The organism is Variovorax sp. GW822-FHT04E09 (assembly GCF_058800845.1).
This window is the reverse complement of sequence record NZ_JBXAMR010000005.1, coordinates 256,731-270,248: the sequence shown is the minus strand read 5'-3', so window position 1 is coordinate 270,248 and position 13,518 is coordinate 256,731. Positions and strand designations below refer to the sequence as shown.

Below are 13,518 nucleotides of genomic sequence, written 5' to 3'. Positions count from 1 at the left end.
TAGGCTACCTCGTTTTCATTGGACCTCCAAGGCCGCAAAAACGATCATTCATTCCCGAACTGCGCCAACCTCTCTGTCTGTCAAAGGCGCTTCGGATCAGCCAAGGAGTCCTCATCATGTCCACCGCCGTCTGCACCAACGAATCGCTCGCTTCCCTGTCCCGTTCCACCCGCACCGCAGCCATTCCGCCGGCCGTGCGCCGTGGCGCCTGGCAGATTGCGCCCGGCGAGGCGATGAGCCTGAAGGCGCGGTCGGCGAGCGTGCTGCGCGTCAAGCAGGGTCGCGTGTGGGTCACGCCCGACGCCACCGCCCATGGCCCCAGCGAAGACATCGTGCTGGCCCCGGGCGAGTCGCTCACCGTGGCCGCCGGCCAGCGCATCGTCATGGAAGCCTGGGATGGCTACGGTGCCACCTACGTGTGGGACCCGGTCTGACCGACCGCCTGCACTCCCGGCTCTTCTGAACAAAGGCGGCTTCGGCCGCCTTTTTCTTTGCCCGTCGTTTTCAGTTTTCCGTCAGTCAGCCGGTCAGGTGCTGATGTCGAAGCTGGCGCGCAGCGCCAGGAAGTGCGCCAGCGCCGCCTCGCCGCGCAGGGCCCGCAGGCCCGAGACCGGGTCCGGGCCTTCGCATTCGGCCAGGCCCATCGCAAACCCGCTGTAGCGCCGGGCGGCCAGCGGGCCGTCGTGGACCACCACGAGCGCCACGTGGCGCGGATCGCGCTGCAGCCGCGCCATCAGCGCCTGCACCGCCTCGCGCGGCCCCTCGAAATGCTGGCAGAAACACTGGCCGTCGAACACCAGCAGGCCGGAGATGCCGTCCTCGGCATTGCGCGCGCGGGCCTGGGTGACGATCGCGCCCACGGTGGCGGGCGGCAGGTCGGGGGCGAGCAGGCTGCAATAGAGGAATTCGTACAGGGATTCTGCAGAGGCTTGTTCTTGTGTCATGCGGTGCAAAAAGGGGACATCGTTTCGAGTCTAGGGGGCCATCCTGCACCTCGAAATGTCAAAAGACATAGCCCCGCCAGCCTATAGTGCGGCGTGAAGTTCGAGGACTACCCCGTTGCCGCCTCCCCGCCGCAGGGTGCGAACCCCTGCGAACACTGCGCGCTGCGGCGCCTGGAGGCCTTCCTGCCGGTGACGGCGCAGCAGCTGGAGGCGATCCAGTCCTTTCGCACCGGCACCCGGCGCGTCGAGGCGGGCGGCACCATCGTCGACGAGCACCGCGCCAGCCCGCAGCTGTTCACGCTCTACGCGGGCTGGGCCTTCCGCTACAAGACCCTGAGCGACGGCCGGCGGCAGATCCTGGGTTTCCTGCTGCCCGGCGACTTCATCGGCCTGCAGGACGAGTTTGCCGACGGCCAGACCCACGGCGTCGAGGCCGTGACCGACGCCACGCTGTGCGCCTTCGCCCGCGAGCGGCTGTGGGCGCTGTTCCAGACCCAGCCCCGGCTCGGCTACGACATCACCTGGCTGGCGGCGCGCGAGGAAAAGCTGGTGGACGACCACCTCGTCACCGCCGGGCGCCGCAACGCGGGCGAGCGCGTGGCCATGCTGCTCATGCACCTGTACCGCCGCGCCCAGCGCGTGGGCATGGTGCGCGACGGCTGGGTGGAGTTTCCGTTCAACCAGCAGCACATTGCCGACGCGCTGGGGCTGTCGCTGGTGCACACCAACAAGACGATGCGGCGGCTGCAGCGCCTGGGCCTGTACAAGCTCGACGGCGGCTGGCTGCGCATCCTGGAGCCGCATGCGCTCGAAACGCTGGGCGACTACTTCGAGCGCCCCTTGCGGCCGGTGCCGATGATCTGAAGCCGCCGCCTCAGCGCGCCGCCACCAGCTGCCGCAGGTCGCCCTGGTAGGCCTGCAGCCGCCGCACCGCCTGCTCGCGCTGCGTGGCGCTGGTGGTGTTGTGCAGCGCCGCCAGGTTGCGGCAGCCTTCCTGCAGCAGCGCCTGCTGCTGGTCGCGCCACGGGCCGGGCGGCGGATCGGCGATGCGCTGGATGTAGGCATGCAGCGCGGCGCGGGCCTCGGCCGGCGAGGCGCGCGGGCCGCCGTTGCCGCCCAGGAAGCCGCGCAGCAGCACCAGCGCCTCCTGCTGGCGCTGGCGCCGCTCCTCGTACGCCAGCTTCGGGCTGAACACCGACTGCGCCACCTGCTGGCGCAGCAGCGCGCGCTGCTCGGTCGTGAGGCGGCCGTAGAAGTCTTCCTGGCGCTCGAGGAACTGGTCGTAGCGTTTTTCCTGCACCTGCGCGGGGCTGCGGTCGAGCCAGTCCTTGCGGTAGTCGGTGTTGTTCTTCGCGTACTTGCGTTCGAGCTGCTGCAGCTGCGCGTCGCTCAGGCTCAGCGCGAGTTCGGCGCTGGCGGCCTCGGCGCGCTCGGTGACGGCGAGCAGGCGCTCGCGGACGCGGTCGGCCAGCTGGCAGGCCTGGGCCGGCGTCACCTCGGCGCTCGCCAGGCCCTGGGCCTCCTGCAGCAGGCCGATGATGCGCGGCAGCTCGTTCTGGCGGTGCCAGGCCAGCAGCTGGGCGAGTTCGTCGCGCACCTTGGGGGTCTGGGCGCCGTCGAAGTCGAAGTAGCCGTCGAGCCACCAGTAGCTCAGCTCGGGCAGGTTGTTGTAGGCGAGCTTGACCGCGCTGCAAGCCCCCAGGGCAGCGGCCAGCAGCAGCACACCGATAATTCGGCCCAGTCCAGCACAACGAATCCGGGAAGAAAAGCGCATGAATCAGACTCCGCAGCAGAGCAACCAGGGACCGGTCGACGTCGTCATCATGGCGGCCGGCAAGGGCACGCGCATGAAGAGCAAGCTGCCCAAAGTGTTGCATCGTTTGGCCGGCCGCGCCTTGCTGGCCCACGTGACCGACACCGCCGCGCGCATCGGCGCGCGCCATGTCGTGGTCGTGACGGGCCACGGCGCCGAGCAGGTCGAAGCCGCGATCAAGGCCACGGCCGTGAACGCCGCCGCCCTCGGTTTCGCGCGCCAGGAGCCCCAGCTGGGCACCGGCCATGCCGTGCAGCAGGCCACGCCGCAGCTGCCGGACGATGGCACCGTGGTGATCCTGTCGGGCGACGTGCCGCTCATCGCCGAGGACACGCTGCGCACCCTCATCGCCGCCAGCGGCGGCGAACGGCTCGCGCTGCTGACCATCGAACTCGACGACCCCACGGGCTATGGCCGCATCATCCGCACCCATGCCGGGGGCGAGGTGACGGCCATCGTCGAGCACAAGGACGCCACCGAGGCGCAGCGCGCCGTGCGCGAGATCAACAGCGGCGTGATGGCCGCGCCCGCGCGGCTGCTCAAGGGCTGGCTGGCGCGCCTGGACAACAAGAACGCCCAGGGCGAGTACTACCTGACCGACATCGTGAAGTTCGCGGCCGACGACCGCGTGCCGGTGGTGGCGCATGTCACGACCGACGCGCTGCAGGTGGCCGGCATCAACAGCCCGGCCCAGCTCGCGGCGCTGGAACGCGCCTGGCAGCTGCGCCAGGCCAACGCGCTGATGGAACAGGGCGTGCGCCTGGCCGATCCGGCGCGCTTCGACCTGCGCGGCACGCTGAGCTGCGGCGCCGACGTGGACATCGACGTCAACTGCGTGTTCGAAGGCACGGTGTCGCTGGGCGAAGGCGTGCGCATCGGCGCCAACTGCGTCGTTGCCAACGTGCGCATCGAGGCGGGCGCGGTGATCCACCCCTTCACCCATATCGACGGCGAGAAGGCCGGCGTGACCGTGGGCGCGGGCGCGCTGGTCGGGCCGTTTGCGCGGCTGCGGCCCGGTGCCCAGCTGGGCGCCGAGGTGCACATCGGCAACTTCGTCGAGGTCAAGAACTCCACGCTGGCGGCGGGCGCCAAGGCCAACCACCTGGCTTACCTGGGCGACGCCACGGTGGGCGAGCGCGTGAACTACGGCGCGGGCAGCATCACGGCCAACTACGACGGCGCCAACAAGCACCGCACCGTGATCGAGGCCGACGTGCACGTGGGCAGCAACTGCGTGCTCGTGGCGCCCGTGACCATCGGCGCGGGCGGCACCATCGGCGGCGGCTCGACGGTGAACAAGTCGACCGAGCCCGGCGCGCTGACCGTGGCACGCGGCAAGCAGGTCAGCTTCGCGAACTGGAAGCGGCCGCAGAAGTTGCCGAAGAACTGACGGCGGCTTCGGGCTCTGATTCGGGGCAGGCGCCCTGCCCCGGACCTCACCAGCCCGTCAGCAAACGCACGAAACGCATCACCGGCCGCGCCGCCACCGGCGCCGTGGCCCGGGCCGCGCGCTGGGGCGCATGCACCCGCAGGTGCACCGCCGTCACCGCCGACACCTCGATCCACCCGCCCTGCGGCACGCAGTGCACGTCGCCCTCGCCGAGCAGCGTCTCGGTCATGAACACCGTCTCGCCCAGCCAGCCCGGCGGCGACACCACGCGGGCGCGGCCCTCGGTCAGCTGCAGCCAGGCGCCCGCATCGACGGCGGTGCGCAGCGACTGGCCGGGTTCGAGGACGATGGAATCGGGGGCTTCGGACAGGGTGGTGATCATGGCGGACCTCGGGTGGATGTGGGCTTCATCGTAGGAATTCCGCCGCCCGAAAAACAGGCACACCCGACGGCTATTGCGACCGGAACAGCCGGGCCGCCACGCCATCTGTTATGGTCTTTTTCCCAGTCAACTGCATCTGTTTTCGGATGCCCGATGCGGGGAACATCGACCCATGGACTCGCTACCGCTCTACCGCCAGCTCGCGGCGCACTACGTGGACGCGATCCACGCCGGTTCGCTCAAGGCCGGCGACAAGCTCCCCTCGCTGCGCAGCCTGATGCGGCTGCACGACATCAGCCTCTCGACCGCGCTGCAGGTGTGCCGCGCCATGGAAAGCGAAGGCTGGGTCGAGGCACGCGACCGCTCGGGCTACTTCGTGCGCCGACCGCAGCGCCTGGCCATCGCGGCGATGGAAGAACCCGTGTCCGGCCTGCCGCCCGACCCGGCGCAGTTCGTCAACATGCGCACGCGCATGGCCAACTTCATGGCGCGCGGGCGCCTCAACGACGTGAAGCTCAACTTCGCGATCTCGCGCGCCGCCCCCGAGCTCTACCCCGCCGAGGCGCTGCGCAACGCCATGACGCGCGCGCTGCGCCAGCGCCCCGAGCTGCTGACCACGGCCTCTTCGCAAAAGGGCCATGAGCAGTTCCGCCAGGTGGTGGCCCAGCGCAACCTGCGCGTGGGCATGACGGTGGCGCCCGACGACGTGCTGGTCACCAACGGCTGCATCGAGGCGCTGAACCTCGCGCTGCGCGCCATCGCCAAGCCGGGCGACACCGTCGCGGTCGAATCGCCCACCTTCTACGGCCTGCTGCAGGTGCTCGAAAGCCTGGGCCTGCGCGGACTGGAGATTCCGACCAGCCCGCAGACCGGCATCTCGCTCGAAGCGCTCGACCTGGCCATCCACACCTACGACGACATCAAGGCCGTGGTGGTGGTGCCGCACCTGCAGAACCCCATCGGCAGCGTGATGCCCGACGCCCACAAGCAGCGGCTGGTGCAGCTGTGCGAAAGCCACGGCATCGCGCTGGTCGAGGACGACACCTACAGCGACCTGGTGGAGACCGAGGTGCCGCCGCGCGCCATCAAGTCCTGGGACCGCACGGGCAACGTCGTGTATTGCGCCTCGCTGCACAAGGTGCTGGCGCCGGGCCTGCGGCTGGGCTGGATCACGGCCGGGCGCTGGCACGCGCAGGTCGAGATGCTCAAGTACGCGCAGACGCGCAACAACGAGGCGCTGGCGCAGATCGCCGCGGGCGAGATCATTGCCAGCGGCGGCTACGACCGCCACCTGCGCCGGCTGCGCGAACGCCTGCACACGCAGCGCGACCAGACGGCCGACGCCATCGCCCGCTACTTCCCGGCCGGCACGCGGCTGAACCTGCCGCGCGGCGGCTTCCAGCTGTGGGTGGAACTGCCCGAGCGGCTGTCGTCGGTGGCGGTGTTCGAGGCGGCCCTGCGCGAGCACATGCTGGTGGCGCCGGGCGCGCAGTTCTCGAACGCCTCGCGCTTCGACCACTACCTGCGCATCAACTGCGGCTGGCCCTTCAGCGAAGCGGTCGACGCGGGGCTGCGCCGGCTCGGGCGGATCGTCGAAGAAGGCTGCGCGGCGCAGAAGCACCCGCCGGCGACGCTGGTGCGATCGCCGCGCGCTGCAACTCAGTCCAGCAGCGCCAGGGCCGCGTAGTCGCCCACCTTGTCGCCGAGCCCGGCGGGCACCAGCAGCACGCCGCGCGTGAGCGGCGGCAGCTTGCCGTCGACCTGCGCCTGCAGCCGCGGCAGCACGAAGTCGCGGTGGTGCCAGAACACGCTGCCGCCCAGGCTGATGCGCTGCAGGTCGAGCGTGATGACCAGGTTGTAGAGCATGCGGCCGATCACGCGGCACAGCGCGTCGGCCTTCTCGAGGGCCGCGGCGTCACCGGCCGCGGCGGCCGTGAACAGATCGGCCGCGGGTTGGCCGAAGCGGTGCGCGATCGAATTGCCACCCGCCAGCGCTTCCACGTCGCCCAGGTTGCCGCAGCCGCACAGCGCGCCGCTGTCGTCGTCGACCACGAAGCTGTGGCCCGCATGGCCGGCGTTGCCGTTCTTGCCGCGCAGCGCCTTGCCGTCGACGCACAGGCCCACGCCCACGCCGGTGCTCCAGGTGGCGTAGGCGCAGTTGTCGAGCCCCTTCAGCGCGCCCCAATGGCGCTCGGCCTCGAGCGCGGCCACGGCGTCGTTCTCGACGCGCACGCGGGCGAAGCGGCGCGCCAGCGGTGCCTCGACGATGGCTGTCATCCAGTCGTTGGGCAGCCCGCGCGAAGGGCCGGCGATGCCGCCGCAGATGTTGGGCGTGGCCAGCTCGACCATGCCGTCGTGCAGCTCGAAGGGCCCGGTCGACGACACACCCACACGGTCGATGCTCGCGGGATCGACGCCCTGCTCGGCGCAGACCTCGTCGATGAGCCGCAGGATCTGCACTGCCACGGCGTCATTGCTGCCGGTCTTGGCGGTGGGCTCGCTGCGGCGGCCGATCAATGGCGCGTCGCTCGAAGCGGAAAGGCTCACGGCCACCTTGGTGCCGCCGATGTCTACGCAGGCTCTCATTGCGGGGTTCTCTTCTTTCTCAAGTGCTTCTCAGGCGTCACCGCACCGTGCTCAGAGCAGCCGCGCCACCAGCGCCGCGATCATGCTGAGCACCACCGTGCTCGCGATCGGCAGCTGCCAGTCGCGGCCGAAGGCGCGAAACTCGAAATCGCCGGGCAGCCGTCCGAAGCCGAAGCGGCGCAGCCAGGCGGTCAGGCCGCTCATGAGCACCAGCGCAAGGACGACGACGATCAGCCAGCGGAACATGGAGAACAGTCTAGGCCGCGAGCACGGCCAGGGCTTGTCGGTGAAGTTCGGGTGTGGCTGCAGCGATCACGCGCTGATCGGGATTCAGCCCCAGCGGCCGGCCCTCCCAGTCGGTGACGACGCCGCCCGCGGCCTCGATCAGACCCGCCGGGCCCAGGAAGTCGTAGGGCTGCAGGCCGGTCTCGACCACAAGGTCGATGGTGCCGCCCGCCAGCTGGGCGTAGCCGTAGCAGTCGCCGCCGAAACGGCGCATCGCGCACTGGCGGCTCAGGCGGTCGAAGGCGCTCCAGTCGGCCGGCGAGAAGATGTCGGGCGAGGTGGTCACGATGCGGGCCTTGGCGATCTCGGTGCAGCCGCTCACGCGCACGGGCTGGCCGTCGCGCGTGGCGCCCTTGCCGGCCTCGCCAATCCAGCGTTCTTTCAGCACCGGCATGTCGACCATGCCGAACACCACGCGACCGCCCTGCAGCACGCCGATGAGCGTGCCCCACAGCGGCGAGCCGGTGATGAAGCTGCGCGTGCCGTCGATCGGGTCGAGCACCCAGATGCGGTCGGCGTCGAGCCGCTCGGGGCCGTGCTCTTCGCCGAAGATGCCGTCGGCGGGCACGCGTGCGCCGAGGATCTCGCGCATGGCCGTTTCGGCGGCGCGGTCGGCCAGCGTGACCGGGCTTTCGTCGGCCTTGGTGATGATGTCCAGCGGCGTGCGGAAGTAGCGCATCGACTGGGCGGCGGCGGCATCGGCCAGCGCACCGGCGATCGCGGAAAGGTCGGGGGCGGAAGAGCTCATGGGAAGGAGAACGCGTGCCAAAAGCTGCGATTAGACCCGAGCCCGCGCCCGTTTCGCCATCGCCGGGGCATTCGTCCGCCCCGCTCCTTCCAACTGGTTGCTAGCGCTGCTGGCCCCAGCGCCGCACCGTGAGCCGCTCCAGCGTGCGAAAGCCCAGGCTTTCCACCAGCAGGCCGATCAGCACCACCATCGCGAGGCCCGCGAACACGCGGTCGGTGTACAGCTCGTTGCGATTCTGGAAGATGTACCAGCCCAGCCCGCCCTTGCCCGACGAGGCGCCGAACACCAACTCGGCCGCGATCAGCGTGCGCCACGCAAAGGCCCAGCCGATCTTCAGCCCCGAAAGAATCGACGGCAGCGCGGCCGGCACCAGGATCTGCAGCACGTAGCGCAGCCCCGTCAGTCCGTAGTTGCGCCCCGCCATGCGCAGCGTTTCGGGCACGCCCTGAAAGCCCGCATAGGTGTTGAGCGCCAGCGGCCACAGCACCGAATGGATCAGCACGAACACCAGGCTGCCGCGCCCGAGCCCGAACCACAGCAGCGCCAGCGGCAGCAGCGCGATCGCGGGCAGCGGGTTGAACATCGAGGTCAGCGTGTCCAGCAGGTCGCGCCCGATGCGCGTGGACACGGCCAGCGTGGTGAGCCCGAAGGCCAGCAGCACGCCCGCGAGGTAGCCCTGCAGCAGCACGGCCAGCGAGATGCGCACCTTCTCGACCAGCTCGCCGCTCGCCAGCCCTTCGATCAATGCACGGGCCGTGGCGGTGAAGGTGGGCAGCAGCAGGTCGTTGTCCTGCCAGCGCGCCGCCAGTTCCCACAGCACGGCGATGACGGCAAGGATCAGGCCCTTGCGCAGCCAGGTGTGCGAGGCCAGGCGCGTGGCCAGCGGCAGCGCGCGCTCCACCGGCAGTTCGGTGAAGGGCTCGAGCGTGCGTTCGTATTCGGGGCGGATGGGTGGCGTCAGGGTGCTCATGGGGTGCCCTGTTCTTCCTCGAACAGCATGTCGTGGATGCGCCGCGCCGTCGCCTGGAAGTCCGCACCGCCCAGGCTGTCCAGCGAGTAGCCGTGGCTGTTCAACTCGGCGCGCATGCGCCCCGGATGCGGCGACAGCAGCGCCACGCGGTTACCGACCACCAACGCCTCCTCGATCGAGTGCGTGACGAACAGCAGCGTGAAGCGCACCTCGTCCCACAGTTCGAGCAGCTCCTGCTGCATGCGGCGGCGCGTGAGCGCGTCGAGCGCGGCAAAGGGCTCGTCCATCAGCAGCACGCGCGGCTGCATCGCCAGCGCCCGCGCGATCGCCACGCGCTGCTTCATGCCGCCCGAGAGCTGGTGCGGGTGCACGTCGGCGAATTTCGAAAGGCCCACCTTGTCCAGGTAGTGCAGCGCGCGCTCGGCCGCTTCCTTGCGCCCCAGCGTGCGCGAGGCGAGCAGCGGGAACATCACGTTCTGCTTGACCGTCTTCCACGGCGGCAGCTGGTCGAACTCCTGGAACACGACGATGCGGTCGGGGCCCGGCTGCGACACGCGCCGGCCCTCGAGCCGGATCTCGCCCTCGACCGGCGGGATGAACCCGGCCACGGCCTTGAGCAGCGTGGACTTGCCGCAACCCGAGGGCCCGAGCAGCACGAAGCGGTCGGCGGCATGCACGTCGAAGCTCACGCGGTGCGTGGCGCGCACCACGCGCTCGGGCGTGCGGTACTCGAGGCTGACGCCCTCGACCTGCAGCAGCGCCTCGTGCACGTACGGCGGTGCCGCGTCGCCCGTGGCCACCACGCCGCGCCGTCGGGCCGGCCGCTGCGGTGCCGCCGTGCCGCCAAGGAAGGCCGCGGCGGGCGGCCCTGCCAGGCGCTCGAGCCGGGACAGCATCGCGTCAGTTCCCGGAGGCCGTGTGCGCGTCGTCGAAGAAATAGTCCTTCACCGACGCCGGCTTGTTCTTGATCGCGCCTACGCGGTGCATGAACTCCGCGAACACGTAGGTGTTCTGCGGCGCGGTCTTGAACTGCACCTCGGGGTTCTTGATGATCTTCAGCAACAACTCGCGGTCGAGCTTGGCGTTGCTCACCTTCAGGTAGATGTCGGCCGCCTTCTCGGGGTTGGCCGTGACGAACTTCGCCGCCTCGTCGAGCGCATCGACGAAGGCCTTGTAGGTCTTGGGGTTCTCGTTGCGGAACTTCTCGGTCGCGTACAGCACCGTGGCCGACGACGGCCCGCCCAGCACCTGGTACGAGTTCAGCACGATGCGCGCGTTCGGATTGCCCGCGAGCTCCTGCTCCTGGAACGGCGGGTTGCCGAAGTGCCCCGTGATCTCCGTGCCGCCCTTGATGATCGCCGCCGCCGCATCGGGGTGCGGGAGCGCCACGCTGATCTTGTCGAGCCGGTTGAATTCCTTGTCGCCCCACAGCTTGGCCGACGCGATCTGCAGCACCCGCGACTGCACCGACACGCCCACGGCGGGCAGCGCGATGCGGTCCTTGTCCGTGAAGTCGGCGATCGTCTTCACGTTCGGGTTGTTGCTCACCAGGTAGTACGGGAAGTTGCCCAGCGAGGCCACGCCCTTCACGTTCTGCTTGCCCTTGGTGCGGTCCCACAGCGTGAGCAGCGGCCCCACGCCGGCGCCCGCGATCTCGATGTTGCCCGACAGCAGCGCGTCGTTCACCGCCGAGCCACCCGAGAGCTTGACCCACTCCACCTTCGCATCGACCCCCGCGGCCTTCGCGTGCTTCTCGATCAGCTTCTGCTCCTGCGCCACGTTGAGCAGCAGGTAGACGATGCCGAACTGCTCGGCGATGCGGATCTGCCCTTCGGCGTGCGCGGCCAGGCTGCCGGCGAGAAGGCCGAGGCCGGTGACGAGCGCGGCGGCGCGGCGGGTGAAGCGGTTCATTGGAAAGTCCGGAAAAGAGAAAGAAAAGAAATCAGAACGGCGTGTCGCCCACGATGGTGGTGCGGTTGAGCCGGCGGCGCAGGTGGTCGGGCGTGCCTGCCGCGAGGTGCATCAGCGAGCGGTTGTCCCAGAACACCAGGTCGTACGGTGCCCATGTGTGGCGGTACACGAACTCGGGCTTCACGCTGTGCGCGAACAGCTCGGCCAGCAGCGCATCGCTCTCGTCTTGCGGCAGGCCGACGATGCGCGTCGTGAAGTGCTCGCTGACGAACAGCGCCTTGCGCCCCGTCTCCGGGTGCGTGCGCACCACGGGTTGCACGGCGGGAGCGACCTGATCGATCTGCGCTTGTGAAAGCTTCGGCCGCCACGGATTCTTCGCACGCAGTTCCTCGTACTTCGCGAGGTAGCTGTGCTCCGCCTTCAGCGGCAAGATGCGCTGCTGCAGCTCGGCAGGCAGCGCCTCCCACGCCAGGTGCTGGTCGGCAAACAGCGTGTCGCCGCCTTCACTCGGCAGCTCTTGCGCGTGCAGCAGCGAGCCCAGACTGGGGTTGGGCTTGTACGAAATGTCGGAGTGCCAGTACACGCCCGCGTCGCCGAGACCGATCGGCTCGCCGTTCTCCTTGATGTTCGAGACGATCAGGATCTCGGGGTGGTTCTTCAGCTGGAACTGGTGCAGCACGTGGATCTCGAGCGGCCCGAAGCGGCGGCTGAAATCGATGTGCTGTGCGGGCGTGATGCGCTGGTCGCGAAAGACCAGCACGTGGTGGTCCAGGTGCGCGCGGTGGATGCGTTGGAAGTCGGCGGCGTTGATCGGCTCAGCGATGTCGAGCCCGACGATCTCCGCACCGACAGGCGCATCGAAAGGCCGCACCTCGAAGTGCTGCGCCGGGACCTCGGCAGTGGAGGTTGCACGGGAAAGAACGGCAGTCATGCCGCGAATGTAGAAGCGCGCCCTCCATTCCCCAACGAAGTCTTTGTTGCTTGCTTATGACCAACTCTTTCCGTTGAAAGCACAAGCACAAGGCGCCCAAAGCGCGCAGCGCCTTTGGCGCCGTGGTGGCCGAGCGCAGCGATGGCCCGCCCGGTATCCAAGCCCCTCTGGCTGCGCCGAGGAGCGCAGCGTTTCGCGGATCAGGGCTCGCCCTTGTTTGAGCGAAGCGAGTTTGGGCGAGACCCCGCGAAACGCGAGCACCGCAGGTTGCCCGCAGCGAAGCGGAGGGACGCAGACAGTGGGGTCGCCTTTTCTTTGCTTACTTTCTTTTGGCGAAGCAAAAGAAAGTAAGTCGCCCGCCGGGGCGAGTCCCGGCCCCGGGAAGCAATCACTCAGCCAAGACCAAAGATCTCAGAGCGTATGACTCCGATCCCCTTCAGAGAACCCGACGGCGTCCCAAGGTTCGCCCACAGCAAACCCCACCACCTTGAACAGCTCCCCCATCTCATGCTCATGAATCAACCGAGCCGCCATCCCCCGCTGCGCCACAGTCCCCCGCTCCATCCGCCCCAAGATCCCGCAGTTCAAAAGAAACCGCGCCTGACTCGTATAGCCAAGAACAGCAAGCCCCGCCTCCTGCCCCGCCACAGCAATCCCCGTGAAGTCCACATGCGCCGTGATGTCCTTGTACCCCACCTCCGAAAGAGGATCGCCATCCGCCTGGTGCCCCCGGTGGCACATCACCGTCCCCATGTGCCGTTGCGGGTGGTAGTACTCGCCCTCGGGAAACCCGTAGTCGATGAGAAACGCCGCCCCCTTCCCAAGCCGATCCGCCAGCGTCGCAATGAACGCCTGAGCCTGCGGATGCACCTCCGTGAGGTAGTCGTGCACCCCAGGCACCTCGACCGGCGGCCGCAACTCGGTAGCCCGGTCCGCCCACGTCCACCCATCCCCCGCCGGATTCCGCACCACCCCCCGCTCGAACCAGGCCCCCTTCACCCGCGCCAGCAACTGCACCGGCATCGCGTCGAGCACCTCATTACCGACCACCACGCCCGCCATGGACTCAGGCAACTCCCCGAGCCACTCGACCCGCCCCGCATACCCCGCCAGCGCCTGCTGCTGCCGCTCGCGCAAGGTGCCCGACAGATCGACGATGCGATAGCGCACGTCGCTACGCCCCATCTCGCCCAGCGCATGCAGTAGCTGCACCGCCAGCGCCCCCGAGCCCGCACCGAACTCCCACACCGTGTCGGTGCCGGTCTTCTCCAGCGCCTCGAGCACCTGCACCGCGAGCGTGTGCCCGAACATCGGCGTCAACTCGGGCGCGGTCACGAAGTCGCTGCCGGACGAGGGCATGTGGCCGAACTTGGCCGAGGTGTTGGCGTAGTAGCCGAGCCCCGGCGCATACAGGGCCAGGGCCATGAAGCGGTCGAAGCCGATCCATCCGCCCGCGCGCTCGACGGAGCGGGCAATCAGATGGTCGAGGGCGATGGGTAAACTGTTTGTCGTTGGCGTCGTCACGGCGCCATTGTCCTCTTCCTGTCTTCTGTCTTCT

At 69.1% G+C, this 13,518-nt stretch carries 15 protein-coding genes; 4 read left to right on the top strand and 11 right to left on the bottom strand.

Annotation, left to right across the window (positions count from 1 at the left end; translation table 11 throughout):
• Positions 1-116: 116 nt before the first annotated feature.
• Complete coding sequence (locus tag AC1RL8_RS21440; protein WP_062477930.1) at positions 117-434, top strand: DUF2917 domain-containing protein; 318 nt, start codon at positions 117-119, stop codon at positions 432-434.
• Between the two features lie 93 nt (positions 435-527).
• Here the strand turns inward: AC1RL8_RS21440 and AC1RL8_RS21435 are convergent, their stop codons facing one another.
• Complete coding sequence (locus AC1RL8_RS21435) at positions 528-944, bottom strand: BLUF domain-containing protein (RefSeq protein ID WP_095743647.1); 417 nt, start codon at positions 942-944, stop codon at positions 528-530.
• Between the two features lie 93 nt (positions 945-1,037).
• Here AC1RL8_RS21435 and AC1RL8_RS21430 point away from each other — a divergent pair, with 93 nt between their 5' ends.
• A complete protein-coding gene (locus AC1RL8_RS21430; protein ID WP_174254419.1) occupies positions 1,038-1,808 on the top strand; it encodes a Crp/Fnr family transcriptional regulator in 771 nt (256 codons plus the stop codon).
• A 10-nt stretch (positions 1,809-1,818) separates the two neighbouring features.
• On the opposite strand, the gene AC1RL8_RS21425 is transcribed toward AC1RL8_RS21430, so the two are convergent.
• Complete coding sequence (locus AC1RL8_RS21425; protein WP_493196602.1) at positions 1,819-2,718, bottom strand: DUF6279 family lipoprotein; 900 nt, start codon at positions 2,716-2,718, stop codon at positions 1,819-1,821.
• Here AC1RL8_RS21425 and glmU point away from each other — a divergent pair.
• The gene (gene glmU / locus AC1RL8_RS21420) at positions 2,717-4,147 is read left to right on the top strand and encodes a bifunctional UDP-N-acetylglucosamine diphosphorylase/glucosamine-1-phosphate N-acetyltransferase GlmU (protein ID WP_492686269.1); all 1,431 of its coding nucleotides are present in this window, start codon (positions 2,717-2,719) and stop codon (positions 4,145-4,147) included. The genes AC1RL8_RS21425 and glmU overlap by 2 nt on opposite strands.
• 46 nt (positions 4,148-4,193) lie before the next feature.
• Here glmU and AC1RL8_RS21415 read toward each other — a convergent pair whose 3' ends face one another.
• Positions 4,194-4,529, bottom strand: coding sequence for a hypothetical protein (locus AC1RL8_RS21415; protein ID WP_492686270.1), 336 nt, complete (start codon positions 4,527-4,529; stop codon positions 4,194-4,196).
• 172 nt (positions 4,530-4,701) lie between these two features.
• Here AC1RL8_RS21415 and AC1RL8_RS21410 point away from each other — a divergent pair, with 172 nt between their 5' ends.
• The gene (locus tag AC1RL8_RS21410) at positions 4,702-6,216 is read left to right on the top strand and encodes an aminotransferase-like domain-containing protein (RefSeq protein ID WP_159273906.1); all 1,515 of its coding nucleotides are present in this window, start codon (positions 4,702-4,704) and stop codon (positions 6,214-6,216) included.
• Here AC1RL8_RS21410 and AC1RL8_RS21405 read toward each other — a convergent pair.
• From AC1RL8_RS21405 to AC1RL8_RS21370, 8 genes are all read right to left on the bottom strand, one after another.
• A complete protein-coding gene (locus AC1RL8_RS21405) occupies positions 6,189-7,115 on the bottom strand; it encodes an ROK family protein (protein ID WP_070060077.1) in 927 nt (308 codons plus the stop codon). The genes AC1RL8_RS21410 and AC1RL8_RS21405 overlap by 28 nt on opposite strands.
• A 51-nt stretch (positions 7,116-7,166) precedes the next feature.
• Positions 7,167-7,361 (bottom strand): DUF2905 domain-containing protein, encoded by a 195-nt coding sequence (locus AC1RL8_RS21400; protein ID WP_056575522.1) that lies wholly within the window; start codon positions 7,359-7,361, stop codon positions 7,167-7,169.
• 10 nt (positions 7,362-7,371) lie between these two features.
• A complete protein-coding gene (gene hisN / locus AC1RL8_RS21395; RefSeq protein ID WP_492686271.1) occupies positions 7,372-8,148 on the bottom strand; it encodes a histidinol-phosphatase in 777 nt (258 codons plus the stop codon).
• Between the two features lie 100 nt (positions 8,149-8,248).
• On the bottom strand, positions 8,249-9,118 hold the full coding sequence (locus AC1RL8_RS21390) for an ABC transporter permease (RefSeq protein ID WP_492686272.1): 870 nt from the start codon (positions 9,116-9,118) through the stop codon (positions 8,249-8,251).
• Positions 9,115-10,014: an ABC transporter ATP-binding protein gene (locus AC1RL8_RS21385; protein ID WP_492686273.1), complete on the bottom strand. Its 900-nt coding sequence runs from the start codon at positions 10,012-10,014 to the stop codon at positions 9,115-9,117. Before AC1RL8_RS21385 ends, AC1RL8_RS21390 begins: the two co-directional genes overlap by 4 nt.
• Positions 10,015-10,018: 4 nt before the next feature.
• On the bottom strand, positions 10,019-11,029 hold the full coding sequence (locus tag AC1RL8_RS21380; protein ID WP_492686274.1) for an ABC transporter substrate-binding protein: 1,011 nt from the start codon (positions 11,027-11,029) through the stop codon (positions 10,019-10,021).
• A 31-nt stretch (positions 11,030-11,060) separates the two neighbouring features.
• The gene (locus AC1RL8_RS21375) at positions 11,061-11,960 is read right to left on the bottom strand and encodes a TauD/TfdA dioxygenase family protein (RefSeq protein WP_492686275.1); all 900 of its coding nucleotides are present in this window, start codon (positions 11,958-11,960) and stop codon (positions 11,061-11,063) included.
• 411 nt (positions 11,961-12,371) lie between these two features.
• Positions 12,372-13,484: a class I SAM-dependent methyltransferase gene (locus tag AC1RL8_RS21370; protein ID WP_492686276.1), complete on the bottom strand. Its 1,113-nt coding sequence runs from the start codon at positions 13,482-13,484 to the stop codon at positions 12,372-12,374.
• Positions 13,485-13,518 lie beyond the last annotated feature (34 nt).

Excerpts from the sequence above, each read along its gene's own strand:
- AC1RL8_RS21440 (WP_062477930.1), top strand. The coding sequence starts at position 117 with ATGTCCACCGCCGTCTGCACCAACGAATCGCTCGCTTCCCTGTCCCGT.
- AC1RL8_RS21435 (WP_095743647.1), bottom strand. The coding sequence starts at position 944 with ATGACACAAGAACAAGCCTCTGCAGAATCCCTGTACGAATTCCTCTAT.
- glmU (WP_492686269.1), top strand. The coding sequence starts at position 2,717 with ATGAATCAGACTCCGCAGCAGAGCAACCAGGGACCGGTCGACGTCGTC.
- AC1RL8_RS21425 (WP_493196602.1), bottom strand. The coding sequence starts at position 2,718 with ATGCGCTTTTCTTCCCGGATTCGTTGTGCTGGACTGGGCCGAATTATC.
- AC1RL8_RS21415 (WP_492686270.1), bottom strand. The coding sequence starts at position 4,529 with ATGATCACCACCCTGTCCGAAGCCCCCGATTCCATCGTCCTCGAACCC.
- AC1RL8_RS21410 (WP_159273906.1), top strand. The coding sequence starts at position 4,702 with ATGGACTCGCTACCGCTCTACCGCCAGCTCGCGGCGCACTACGTGGAC.
- AC1RL8_RS21405 (WP_070060077.1), bottom strand. The coding sequence starts at position 7,115 with ATGAGAGCCTGCGTAGACATCGGCGGCACCAAGGTGGCCGTGAGCCTT.
- AC1RL8_RS21400 (WP_056575522.1), bottom strand. The coding sequence starts at position 7,361 with ATGTTCCGCTGGCTGATCGTCGTCGTCCTTGCGCTGGTGCTCATGAGC.
- hisN (WP_492686271.1), bottom strand. The coding sequence starts at position 8,148 with ATGAGCTCTTCCGCCCCCGACCTTTCCGCGATCGCCGGTGCGCTGGCC.
- AC1RL8_RS21390 (WP_492686272.1), bottom strand. The coding sequence starts at position 9,118 with ATGAGCACCCTGACGCCACCCATCCGCCCCGAATACGAACGCACGCTC.
- AC1RL8_RS21385 (WP_492686273.1), bottom strand. The coding sequence starts at position 10,014 with ATGCTGTCCCGGCTCGAGCGCCTGGCAGGGCCGCCCGCCGCGGCCTTC.
- AC1RL8_RS21380 (WP_492686274.1), bottom strand. The coding sequence starts at position 11,029 with ATGAACCGCTTCACCCGCCGCGCCGCCGCGCTCGTCACCGGCCTCGGC.
- AC1RL8_RS21375 (WP_492686275.1), bottom strand. The coding sequence starts at position 11,960 with ATGACTGCCGTTCTTTCCCGTGCAACCTCCACTGCCGAGGTCCCGGCG.